Origin of the sequence: Agarivorans sp. TSD2052 (assembly GCF_023238625.1) — a bacterium.
Classification (GTDB): Bacteria; Pseudomonadota; Gammaproteobacteria; order Enterobacterales; family Celerinatantimonadaceae; genus Agarivorans.
Genome location: NZ_CP096670.1, coordinates 3,235,742 through 3,247,947 on the forward strand (window position 1 = coordinate 3,235,742; position 12,206 = coordinate 3,247,947).

The following is a 12,206-nucleotide window of genomic DNA, read 5'->3' on the forward strand; positions in this document are numbered from 1 at the left end:
TACGGGAAAATCAAACTGCCATGACCCCTCTTTGAACTCTGCTTGTTTAAAGGTGCTCTGTAACGTCTGGGATGTCGTCTCGTGTTTGCCGAAGGTGAGCATACAGAACTTAAGTGGGTGCTACCGCGCAGTGTAAACCCCGTAAATACACACAGGAAGTGCTTAGATGTCTAAAAGTAAACAAAAATTTTACCGCGATATGCGCCGCAAGGCCCAGGAGTTTGACAGTAGGGAGGAGTTTCTTAATCACGATCTAAAAATCATGAGCTTTCGTCGCTGGGGCATTCACTTGCCATTTCGTGACTACAGTATTGAGATAGAAGATTGGGTACCCGCCCTTGCCGCTACCATCGGTAAAGTGGTTATGGTTACCGCCATGGTGGCAGCATTTGCGGCTCAGTTTGGCCTTTCCGCCGAATTTGTTGCTGAAAACGTACGTTACGAGCTGCTCATTGCCGGTGCGCTATTTGTTATCTTGTTTTCGGCCATTTTAAACCCTAACGCCAACCTCGCCGGTACTCACGGGCCAATGATTCCGCTAATTCCGCTAATTGCAGCGGCAGGAGGGCACCCGCTCGCCTTGGGGTTAATGGTGTGTGTGTTCGGCTTATTACTCGCCTTTACCAAGGGGGGCTCTAAGTTAATGACCCTTACCGGGGTGGGTGTTAGAGGGGGCTTACTGATTTACCTAGGCGCTGTTGGCTTGATTGGGCAAATCAATAAAACCGAGAGCTGGGCATCGGCCAGTGATCAGGGGTATATCTCGTTTGCAGTCATTGGCGTTACAGTGTTGATTTACGCCTATTTGGCTAAAGTGAATAAACGCTGGTTGGCGATTCCACTTTGTTCTGCCATTGCAGGTATTGTGGCTTATGTTTTAGGGGCCGATTTTGCCTTTACTACAGAGCCGGGCCTGCCGCACTTTAGCCCTTTTTACTGGTGGGGTGAAGATACCGGTTGGCAACTAGGCTGGCCAACCTTGAGCCATTTTATTGCAGTAACACCATTTGCTTTACTCGCAGTGGCCATGTGGTCACCTGACTATTTGGGTCACCGAGTATTCCAAGAGCTTAACTACCCCAAAGAAGCCAAAGGCGTTTTAATGGACGTAGACGATACCATGATGGGCGCCTCGGTTCGCCAAGGTGTTGGTGCGCTATTAGGTGGCGGTAATCTGGCGTCATCATGGGGAACCTATATGATCCCTGCCGCCATTGCTAAACGCCCGATTCCTGGTGGCGCTTTGCTTACCGGTTTTCTTTGTGTATTGGCATCAGTGCTAGGTTACCCAATGGATTTAGCCATGTGGGAGCCGGTTCTACGTGTTGCGCTAATTGTGGGGGTATTCTTACCTTTATTAGAAGCTGGCATGCAAATGATTCATAAGCATAAAGACTCGTTAAGTGCTGGTATATGTATTTTTGCCTGTGCTTTTGTAAACCCTGTGTTTGGTTGGGCCAGCACCATGCTGCTTGATAACATGGGCTTAATTGGTGACCACGAACGCGCTAAAGAGCTGTCGTTTAAAGACAAATACCTGATCCCAGGTGCGGCATTTGTCATCTGTGTCGGCTCATTGGCAGCGGTTGGCCAGTTGCCGGGTATTCCGGCACTCATCAATCCATAAACGCTTGTAACAACAAAGCCTAGGCCGCTTTACGCGGGCCTAGGCTTTTCTATTCAACCAGGGCTTGTTGTTTGATGGTTTGCAACGCGCAGGCTGGTGTTACTGTATTAGCCTTAAAACGTCGAGCTCAGTGAGTCAGCATACTCATCGTAATACACCGCCATGATGCTGCCGTCGATTAAGGTTTGGGTCCATAGGCTGGTAATACTTTGATCATTGGTATTTTGGTTAAACTCCCAACGGGCACTTTTGTCGCTGATTAGCTCTGGAGTTAGGGCCAACGCGTTGTGGCAAAACAGTGCCAACGATACAACCACTAGAAATTTACGAACCACTGTTGCTAAACCATCCATTGTTTAAATCTACCTCGTTGCTTTCCTTTCTCAATTGACACCACCGTTCAATCAAGATCACTGCTATTCAATACACTTGCCTGCTAGATTAATGATTTTCACCGCCTTCACATTGATTTGCCTACAAAGAACGGCTAAAAATCCTCAGCAAAACATCAATCAACCATAAACAGTGTTTGCTGGTCATTGATACAAAGTGCTTTGGCTTTAGTCTTCTGTAAGCCTTAGAGCAAACCGCGAGTCCCTTACTCCGAGCTGGATGAACTAAAGAACCCTAGTTTGGGGTAAAAGAGGGGGATGCAGTACTAGTGCCCTAACAGTAATTGCGGTATTTTTAACGGCATTACAGATGTTAAGTCATCAAGGAGAGACATTTGCAGGCTTTACTCATTATAGATATGCAAAATGCCTGCTTTGAAGGCGCTAAGCGCTTTGCAGCAGATCAAGTCATCAAGCATATTAACCAACTGGCATGGTCTTTTAGGCAAAAGCAGCTGCCTGTTATTCATATTCAGCACCAAGACGCTGCCGATTTTTTACCAAACAGCCATGGCTGGCAGTTCATCCCGCAAATATGCCTTGAGCACACCGATTTGGTGATCGCCAAAACCTGCTGCGATGCCTTTATCAATACCGACCTCAGCCTACAATTAGCCAAACTAAAGGTAGAGCACATAGCTATTTGCGGCTGCGCTACCGATTTTTGCGTAGACTCGACCATTAAAGGCAGCATTGCCCAAGGCTTAGCCAGCACGGTGATTGCCGATGCCCACACCACCGCCGATAGGCCACACGCCAGCGCCGAGCAGCTGATTAAGCATTTTAATTGGAACTGGCCACAATTAATTGCTCCCAACCCTCCCCTAGTAATGAGCTGCGCAGAGGCGGTCGCTTTACTTTAACGTTTATCGACCGCGTTAAAACCCAATCCGGCTCAAGTTTTCTCGCATCGTATGACCAGATTGCTGCAAAGCGGCGAACGCCTGTTCATCAAGAGAACGTTCAATGAGTCGCTCTGCGCTCATAAGGCCAATAATTAAGCCACTGCCTAGTATCAATTATTAGCAAGCGGGTATAAGCAAAGCCTTGCGAGAAAACCTTGAACTGGGTATGGTCTGCATAAATCGATGACTTATAACCATTATGCCTACTACACTTTATTCCTTTCGTCGTTGCCCCTACGCCATGCGTGCTCGACTAGCCATTGCGGTGAGTAATACCCCTGTACTGCTGCGAGAAATCATCCTGAAACATAAACCCAGTGAGATGCTAGACATTTCACCTAAAGGCACCGTGCCGGTGCTGCAGCTTGAATCAGGCAACGTGATTGATGAGAGCGTTGATATTATGCTGTGGGCCTTACAACAAGCCGACCCGCAAGCTTGGTTAGCGCCAGATTATCCAAGCATGTTGCAATGGATTGAGCAAAACGATAAGCAGTTCAAACCTTTATTAGATAAATACAAATATGCGGTACGTTTTCCAGAGCAAAGCCCCCAAGATTACCGCCAACAAGGTGAAGCATTTCTACAAAAAATTGAACAACAGCTAAGCCAAACACGCTGTTTAATGGGCGAGCAACAAAGCCTTGCCGACATGGCCATTTTGCCGTTTATTCGTCAGTTTGCCTCAGTAGATCTTAGGTGGTTTGAGCAAGCGCCTTACCCTTATTTACAAGCATGGCTAAAACACTTTATTGATTCGGCATTGTTTCGCTCAATCATGCAAAAATACCCAACGTGGTTAGACAGCCAGCAAGAAATACGCTTTCCTTAATAACAGCTATTTTTACAAACATAGTCAATTTGACTGGAGAGCCTATGCCTAATTTCGTTTTTATTGCCGTTAGCTTAGATGGTTTTATCGCTGATAAGGATCAGGGCTTAGACTGGCTAGACAGTGTGCCCAACCCCCAAGGTTTAGATCTCGGTTATCAGCCGTTCATCGACTCAATTGATGCCCTCGTGATGGGCCGACATTCCTTTGAGAAGGTAATGAGTTTTGATTGTGATTGGCCTTACAGCAAACCCGTTATGGTTTTAAGCAATAGCCTTACAAGCCTACCAGAAGGCTTTACTGGCGAAGTAACACTAATAAACGGCGAACTAAAGCAATTAGTCAAACAACTCAACCAACAAGGTTATAACAACTTGTATATTGATGGTGGCCTGACTATTCAGCAATTTTTAGCTAATGACTTAATCGATGAAATGATTCTGACTCGCTTCCCTATATTGCTAGGTGGCGGAGCGCCGCTATTTGGTGATTTACCGATGAGCAAAGCGTTTAAACATCAATCAACCAGCGTGCTGTTAGACCAACTCGTGCAAAGCCACTATATTCGCGAACAATAACTGGTTAAAAAATAAACTACAAATGGTAGGCAATTGATGTTTTAATTAGTGCCAATGGGCTTCACTAATCTTGCTTAGTAAGGACTCAGTTTGGCTATTAAATATTGCTATCGCAGGCTTTATTTTGCTGCACTTATCAGTTTAAGTGCGGTGGTTAACTCTGCCCAAAGTAGTGAAATCATTACCCTTACTAACGGAGAATGGCCTCCCTTTACCTCGCAATCTTTACCGCATCAAGGCTTTTACTCTGAGATAGTTCGCCAAGCCTTTGCTCTTGAAGGCTATCAAGTACAATATGAGTTTTTACCCTGGGCAAGAGCTTACATGTATGTGGAACAGGGCCAAGCCGATGGCTCATTAACGTGGGCTAAAACGCCGGCTAAAGGCCAGCAAGTATTATTTAGTGACCCTGTATTTTGGCACAATAAGGTTATTTTTCATTTAAAAAGCGCCCCTTTTGATTGGCAAACTGTGAGTGATTTCAAGGGGCTTAAAATAGGCGCGAGTGAACAATACACCTATGGCTATGAATTTGATTTAGCGGCAGAGAAAGGTGAAATAGATGTAGAATATGTTTCTTCAGATTTATTAAACCTGAAGAAAATGCTAATAAATCGGATCCGTTTGTTTCCCTCCGACGTGCACGTGGGTCATCAACTGATCAAGCAACACTTCTCGGCAGAACAAGCGGCTTTGTTCACTCACCACCCTAAGCCCATCCAACAAACCTACACCCATGTTATTTTTTCTAAACACCAGCCGTCTCGTAGCGAGCAACTGTTAGCCGCATTTAACCGTGGCTTAAAAAAGCTAAAAGAATCGGGAGCTTATCAAGATATCATTGATCAAGCAGAGTTAATTACTCATGACTTTTCCGCACCTAAAAACAGCAACGCCGCAGCTAATTAGCTGCGGCGTTGAGTAACAACTTATGGCTATACGCTTAGGCCATTAACATTCGCCACCACATACCGGGTAAGGTAGTAAACCCAGCGGTATAGTGTTTTAACTCGCCGTTTTTTATGACCATTAAAGTAGGCGTTACCGAAATGCCCCACTGTGCACCCAGTTTCGATTGCGGGTCGTTCACTACATTAAACTGATAGTTATGATGGTTTAAGTAAGCTTGCATTTTTGCCTGCTCGCCCGAGCGCAGCGCGACAGTGACCACATTAAAATGCTTAGACAACGTGTTTACTGCGGGGCTCACAAAGTTACATACCCCACACCACGAGCCCCAAAAGTACAGGAGCACCGGTTGGTCTTTACTTAAGGCTTGTAAATCTATGTGTTCTCCCGCTACGCTCAGCGCGCTTAACTGCGGCAGCTCGCCCTCTGGCACATCTTGAGAACGCCACAAATCAACGCCAATACTCACCACCGTAACAAAAAACAGCATGGACAATAGCTGTTTTAAGCCGCTCCAAAGTTTACTCTTCATTTGCGGCCTCCAAGCCTTTTAACTCAAGCTCAATCTGTTGCTTAATTTGCTCATAAGGCACTAAACCAGGGATCAAGCTGTCGCTAAATACCAAGCTTGGTGTACCACCAATGTTCAACTGGGTCATTAACTGCAGATTGTCATCTAAGATTTGTTTAGCTTGTGGGTTCTGCTTAGCGGCCGTTAACCATTGTTGATTGCCAGTAAGCTTAGCGACGTTGGCAATTGACTCACTCGTTAAACGGCTTGGGCTAGCCATCAATTTAGTATGCAAGTCCATAAATTTCTGCGGCTGCTCTAACCATATGGTTTGCGCAAATAACGACGCTTCTTCAGAGCTAGGCCCCAAGAGAGGTACCATTTTAATCACCACCCGTAGCTGCGGAAACTCTTCCACTAACTTCGCTAATGAAGGCTCTACCCGCTTACAGTATGGACAGTTAAAATCGGTAAAATAAGCAAGGGTAATTGTCGGGTTATCACTGCCCATCCATGGGTCATTTGAGTTAGTAAACAAGTTATTGGCTTGCTGTTTGATTACTCCGCTTACGCCTAGTTGCTGTTGCAGCTCTTGGTAGGCTTGAAAAGCTATAATGGCGTCACGCAAAATCTCGGGATCTTGCACCATGGCATCTCGGATCAGCACTTTTAGTTCGGCGCGCTGTTGGTCGCTAAAACTGGACGTTTCAGCATGCCCGTAAGGGCTAAACATGCCGATAAGTAACAGACTAAACAGCCAAGGGCGAAAACGATGAACCGTGTATTGAATCGTCGTGTTAATCATTATTTATTCCTGAATGAGACCAGCGGCACCAGCGGCTTGAGCAAAGGCTTGCTCTATCGCTTGGTGGCTTAAGATTACGGGAAGCGTTATGCCCTCTGGGGCAGCGGGGCCGTATACAATATTAAATGGCACGCCAAAGCGCTGATAGCTTTGTAAAAACTCGCTCACCACCGCGGAGGGCTTTGTCCAATCACCTTTAACTAATAGGGTAGACGGCTGCTTTAACAAACTATAAGTAGGATCTTGTAAGGTCACTCCCACTTTGTTGGCTTTACAAGTAATACACCAATCTGCTGTCACATCAACAAACACCACTTTGCCCTGAGCGACTTGCTGCTGAATATTGCTATGCTGAAGCGGCTGCCATACTAGATCGGTAGGTAAAGCCTTAGCCCATTGTTCACTGGTCATTGCGCCTATTAAAGCGATTCCCCCGCCCAATAACACCATAGCGCTTAGGCTTATCAGCAATACTTTAGCGCCGTGTTGCTTGGCTACAAACAAGATGAATAACAGCACCAATACTGCTATCAAACTCAACACTATTGGCATCGCCACAAAATTAGCCAGCAAGCTTACTAGCCATAAACTGGTGGCAAATAACATCAGTGAAAATATCAGTTTCACCAAGCCCATCCATTTACCCGGTTTAGGCAAGACTTGAGCAAGCTTAGGAAATGTAGCCACTAATAACCAAGGCAAGGCCATGCCTATCGCCAATGCGGTAAACACAACCACTAAGCTTGCGCTGTCAGCCCCTAACGCAAAAGCCACTGCGGTACCCAAAAACGGCGCACTACATGGTGTTGCTAACAAGGTAGCAAACATGCCTTGTAGAAAGTGCCCTACATAGCCATTTCCACCGATGCTTGCTAGCCGGGTTTGCCAAGTTGAAGGTAGGCTTATTTCAAACGCGCCCAACATGTTAAAGGCAAACAAGCTGGTCACTAAGACCATAAAGGCAATAAACCAGGGCTGCTGAAACTGCACGCCCCAGCCCACCGCCTGGCCACTAAACTTGAGCAGCAAGACGAAGCCAGCTAATAGCCAAAACGACACAACAATGCCGGCAGCAGAGGCCATAAACTGCCTACGGATTGTCCCTTGCTGTTGATGAGGTGCGGCAATAACCGAGCTAAGTTTCATGCCAAGCACCGGCAATACACAGGGCATAATATTAAGAATTAAGCCGCCCAATAAGGCAAACACCAATAATTTAAGCCAAGATACCGACTCAAGCACTACCGAGCCTGCTCGTACCTCTGCTTGATATTCAAAAGCCTGCTGTTTATCAAAAACCGTTAAGCTCAGTGTTTTATTCAACAGCTGTGGTTCACCTAGCCAATTTTCAGCGCTAAAAAACGCGCTTAAACCATCTGACTGAGGCTCCAAGTTAAGTAACTTGAAGGTGGTGTCGGGGTCACCATCTACCACTACTTGGAGCTGCTGCCACGGCGCATCACTAACAAGGTTTACTTGCAGACGCTGTTGGCTTGCATCCCATATAAACTCGCTAGCACTGCCATCAAGCACTAGTGGTACCGCCACTTTCGCTTTGTTGTAGAAGTACATCGCTTCGCTGTCTACTCGCAGCTTGGTTGGCGTAAAAGCCAGCGAAAACGGGTAATCGGTGAGCACACAAACATTGGTACACGTGGATAAGGTGAGTACGCCTCGCAGCGTGGTGGCTTCGGTTAATGAGTTAAGGGTGAGCAGTAGCGGAAAATCGACATTCTGCTGGTACCCATAGGTTTGCAAGCCGAGTAGTGAGAAGCGCTCTGGCACTGGCCAAAACCACTCGGCAGATTCAAAGTTAGTAGAGCCTTGCCAACTAATGCTGGGGGCGATCCCTCCCTCACCGGGTGAGCGCCAATAGGTTTTCCAGTCATCAGCGAGTTTCACCTGCAGCACTGCTGGTAAACGCTTGCTGTCGGCGTCTAGTTCTCCGGTTAACATTAGCCGCACTTGGGCAGGCGGGTGCTGTGGCGAGCTTAACCATCCGCTACTTTGGCCAAAAGCCAAACTAGATAAACATAAGCTAAATAGCAGCGCTATTCGTAGTAATGTGTTCAATATCATCTCCAAAAATTAAAAAAGTAAACGCGAAAAATGCGTTCGTTTTTACTCTCGAAAATGACACTCTCTAAGATACAGTCGCCGCGGCGGCGGAATACTGGGTTTAACCAATGGTCGGTAGCAAGTAACGCAAAGCACGCTTACCCAACTTATCGACAAAAATAAAACCACCACAAACAGCTGTTCTAGGGTTTGCACATGTTGCTTTAATAAATGTTCGGCAAACTGACAACTCTCATTGCTGTGCAATTGGCTGCTTAGCGGGTCATTGCTAACTAGGTGCGCATTGGGGCAAGCAAAGTTAAGCCCAACATTTTTAGCCACGCACACAGCTAGCAACGCGGCTAATAGCAGTAAACTCACTCGGGCTTTATATTGGCTTTGTTTAAACAACATAATTTGGGTTAACGATGTAATGACTACTTTTTACTGATACCACTGATTGATTACAAGCAAAACCCGTAGATTATTGCGCTTAATGAGATTAGAACAGGAAACCACGCATTAAATTTCCTGCTTATTTAGTGATCGGAGAGATGTTGAATAATGCCATTAGCGATGAGCTTAAACACCTGCCTATACAGACCTTTTTCAGCGCTAGGTTAGCTCATGCAGGTATCAGCGTTAGGCCTGTAAGTATTGAAAGAGGAAGTCACTCGAGCAAGCAGTACTTACTCGAGTGATAAGCACTTAGCTAAACTGCGCCATTTGTTGACGAAGCTCTAAAGACAAGCTTTGCAAATGGGTCGCACTGCTGGCGGTTTGCGCGGCGGTATCCCGGCTATCGTTGGTGAGAGAGCTAATTTGCGATGCATTAGCGGCAATTTCTTGGGACACTTGCGACTGCTGCTCGGTAGTGGCGGCGATGGTTTCAGATTGACTCGCTATCGTTGCCACTTGCTGGGTAATTCCGTTTAGCGCTTCGCCGGTTTTAGCGGCGTGCTCGGTGAAAAACTCGCCGCGTTTTTTACTCTCGCCCATCAAGGTAACGGCATTATTGGTGCTGCTTTGTAGTTTACCGATTATATCTTCAACCTCTTTAACCGACTCTTGAGTGCGCTGAGCGAGGGTTCTTACCTCATCGGCTACCACCGCAAAACCACGCCCTTGCTCGCCAGCTCGCGCTGCTTCAATAGCGGCATTCAGTGCCAATAAGTTAGTTTGATCAGCAATGTCATTGATCATCTTAGTCACATCTTGGATGTTGTTGCTCTCTTTGCCCACTAACTCAATGGCTTCAGCAGAAGAATGCAACTGCTGATTAAGTAAATCGATCTCGCTCACCATTCGCTCAACCAACTCTGCCCCTTGCTGACTATTGGTATCAGCAGCCCTTACGCTATTGGCAATATCTTCTACTTGCTCCGCGACTGACGCCGCCGAAGATGACATTTCTTCAATGGCGGCAGCCACTTGGTCCACCTGAGCCTGCTGGTTATCTAACTGCACCAAACTGCTTTCTGCATCTGAATATACACTGGTAGATTTGCCCTGTAAGTCTTCACTGGTAGCGCGAATATTGCCCACCAATACATTAAGCTTGCTCGCCATTTGATTAACACCCGCGGTAAGGCGCTGCACTTCATTGTTAGATTGGTGGTTACCCTGGGCAATTTTAACGCTGACCTCCCCGGCCCCCATACGCTGCATATTAGCGCTTAACTCTTCAATAGGTTTGGTCATACGGCGAACAAATAGGCTCAGTGCAATCACGACAAAAACCGCCAGAGAGACCGATACCAGCAGAATAATAACCAACAAGTCGTGGCTAGCTTTGGTGACCTCACTAACAAAGGTGCCGCCTAATACCTTCCAGTTCCAGCCGGGTACATCTGCAAATACTAAGTATTTGTCACCCACCGTGCCTTGATACTGATAAGGATATATCAGCCTGCCGCTGCTTTGTTCAAATAGCACGGCAAAAGGTTTATCGCCATTAAAGTCTGTGCGATCGATAATCGAATTTCCCGCTTCAATTTGCGGGTGAAGCAGGTAGTCTCCAAGTAAATTGTTAGGGTTGTTATCTACCACGATGGTGTAACCAGTATCACCCCATTTAATTTGCGAAAGATTACTAAAAATCTCTGTAGTGACGCTGTCGATGGGCACACCAATGAAACTTAAAGCGGCGACTTTACCTTGTTCATTTTTAAGCGGGTAATAATAGGTGAGGTACTCTTTGCCAAACAGTGACACCTTAGCATGATAAGGTTTACCACTGATTAGCGTGCTATATCCTGGGTGATTGGTGCCTAAACGCGTACCAACAGCCCGTTCGCCTTGGTTATCTTTTAGCGAGGTGGCCACCCGCACAAAATCATCACCAGACGCACTAAACAACGTCGCCACTGCGCTAGTATCTTGGGTAAATCGGTCTACGTAGCGGCTATTACCCACGAGTGACGCGCCTCGCACATGCAGGTCTTTTACTTTAAATTGCTGAAAATCTACTTCACGGTTAGCCACTGCCAAGCCATTTACGTAGCCATTACGAAATGAAGCTTCTAAGTCATGCGCCCGCTCTAGGTAAGAAGCAAACTGACCCGCCACCAATGAAGCCACGGCTTGAACCTTAGATTCATGATTTACCATCGCTTGTTCAAACAAGGCTTTTGATGCTTTGTTATAAACCAAACTCGCCATAGCCGCTAAACCCAGCAAAACGACCAGCCCAATGATCAGCTGTAGTTGCAGCGAAATACTTTTATTCCTAAATCCGTTAATCATGTTAACTCCTTTTAACAAACGGGCTGACTAAAAAGTCAACAAGATATCTATAAAAGTAATCTAAATAATTCGATTAGTGAAGTAAACGACCGATTTAGCGGATAGGAGATTTGTTTGTTTTATATCAACAATGGCCCAGCACAGGCACTTTATGGCGGTTTCTTCAATATTTTAGTCCGCGATAAGTGTCACAAAAAGCACTGATAATTTGTTGATGAATTTACGAAAAAAGGTGCAAAGGTAGGCAAAAAAACGTACCAAGCAAGCCTCATTAGGCTTGCTTATTTAACAAGAGATAACACCAACTAACGCCGCTTAGTTTGCCGCGGCTTTAGATATACCAGCTAAGGCGCCAGCCACTTTAGCTAATACCGGCTCACAGCCATTCATTTGATGACGCTTGGCCAAATACTCAGGGTCGTTATAAGAAATCCACACCTTGCCAGCTTCATCTTGCCAGATTAAGGCTTTTTGCGGTAAATCTAGCGCGATCAGCTGTTGGCATTTCATGAGTGGTGAACCTACTTTAGGATTGCCAAAAATCAGCAACTCGGTATCTCTCAGCTCAATATCTACCTTAGCCGCACCTTGCGAATGTTTCACATGATTAAAAACGGTCATGCCTTTTTTCTCAAGGATCTGCAACATACGTTCAGCCGTTTGCGCCACATTATGTTGGCTAGCGACACTGATTACACCATCGCTACTAGCATCTGCTGCGAATACGCTACAACACATAAGCAAAAAAGTTATTGTTCTCAATTTTGCCGCTTGCTCAAATTTCCTCATGCGCTTTCATCCTCATTAATTGGTAAACAACTACAAAACAACCCTTTAGCTGTAT

Annotated in this window: 12 protein-coding genes; 5 read left to right on the forward strand and 7 right to left on the reverse strand. The window is 46.0% G+C overall.

The features are described 5' to 3' along the window. Positions 1-166 precede the first annotated feature (166 nt). On the forward strand, positions 167-1,627 hold the full coding sequence (locus M0C34_RS14670; protein WP_248712424.1) for a DUF3360 family protein: 1,461 nt from the start codon (positions 167-169) through the stop codon (positions 1,625-1,627). A 113-nt stretch (positions 1,628-1,740) separates the two neighbouring features. On the opposite strand, the gene M0C34_RS14675 is transcribed toward M0C34_RS14670, so the two are convergent. Further along, a complete protein-coding gene (locus tag M0C34_RS14675; protein ID WP_248712425.1) occupies positions 1,741-1,980 on the reverse strand; it encodes a hypothetical protein in 240 nt (79 codons plus the stop codon). 374 nt (positions 1,981-2,354) lie between these two features. Between M0C34_RS14675 and M0C34_RS14680 the strand changes: the two genes are divergently transcribed. The 4 genes from M0C34_RS14680 (at position 2,355) to M0C34_RS14695 (ending at position 5,243) form a co-directional block, all read left to right on the forward strand. Then, positions 2,355-2,882, forward strand: coding sequence for an isochorismatase family protein (locus M0C34_RS14680; RefSeq protein WP_248712426.1), 528 nt, complete (start codon positions 2,355-2,357; stop codon positions 2,880-2,882). Positions 2,883-3,123: 241 nt separating this feature from the next. After that, positions 3,124-3,756 carry a glutathione S-transferase gene (locus M0C34_RS14685; RefSeq protein WP_248712427.1) on the forward strand — a complete coding sequence of 211 codons (633 nt, stop codon included), beginning with the start codon at positions 3,124-3,126 and terminating at the stop codon, positions 3,754-3,756. Positions 3,757-3,800: 44 nt separating this feature from the next. Continuing rightward, positions 3,801-4,334 (forward strand): dihydrofolate reductase family protein, encoded by a 534-nt coding sequence (locus tag M0C34_RS14690; RefSeq protein ID WP_248712428.1) that lies wholly within the window; start codon positions 3,801-3,803, stop codon positions 4,332-4,334. 90 nt (positions 4,335-4,424) lie between these two features. Next, on the forward strand, positions 4,425-5,243 hold the full coding sequence (locus tag M0C34_RS14695; protein WP_248712429.1) for a substrate-binding periplasmic protein: 819 nt from the start codon (positions 4,425-4,427) through the stop codon (positions 5,241-5,243). Between the two features lie 34 nt (positions 5,244-5,277). Here M0C34_RS14695 and M0C34_RS14700 read toward each other — a convergent pair whose 3' ends face one another. The 6 genes from M0C34_RS14700 to M0C34_RS14725 form a co-directional block, all read right to left on the reverse strand. Then, positions 5,278-5,775 carry a protein disulfide oxidoreductase gene (locus M0C34_RS14700; RefSeq protein ID WP_248712430.1) on the reverse strand — a complete coding sequence of 166 codons (498 nt, stop codon included), beginning with the start codon at positions 5,773-5,775 and terminating at the stop codon, positions 5,278-5,280. Next, positions 5,765-6,559 carry a DsbA family protein gene (locus tag M0C34_RS14705; RefSeq protein ID WP_248712431.1) on the reverse strand — a complete coding sequence of 265 codons (795 nt, stop codon included), beginning with the start codon at positions 6,557-6,559 and terminating at the stop codon, positions 5,765-5,767. The genes M0C34_RS14700 and M0C34_RS14705 overlap by 11 nt, the downstream gene beginning before the upstream one ends. A 3-nt stretch (positions 6,560-6,562) precedes the next feature. Then, positions 6,563-8,644, reverse strand: coding sequence for a protein-disulfide reductase DsbD family protein (locus M0C34_RS14710; RefSeq protein ID WP_371923076.1), 2,082 nt, complete (start codon positions 8,642-8,644; stop codon positions 6,563-6,565). A gap of 36 nt (positions 8,645-8,680) precedes the next feature. Continuing rightward, positions 8,681-9,031, reverse strand: coding sequence for a hypothetical protein (locus M0C34_RS14715; RefSeq protein ID WP_248712432.1), 351 nt, complete (start codon positions 9,029-9,031; stop codon positions 8,681-8,683). A gap of 294 nt (positions 9,032-9,325) precedes the next feature. Beyond that, positions 9,326-11,362 carry a methyl-accepting chemotaxis protein gene (locus M0C34_RS14720; protein WP_248712433.1) on the reverse strand — a complete coding sequence of 679 codons (2,037 nt, stop codon included), beginning with the start codon at positions 11,360-11,362 and terminating at the stop codon, positions 9,326-9,328. Positions 11,363-11,677: 315 nt separating this feature from the next. Continuing rightward, entirely contained in the window at positions 11,678-12,151 is a 474-nt protein-coding gene (locus M0C34_RS14725) for a DUF302 domain-containing protein (RefSeq protein WP_248712434.1), read from the reverse strand. Positions 12,152-12,206 lie beyond the last annotated feature (55 nt).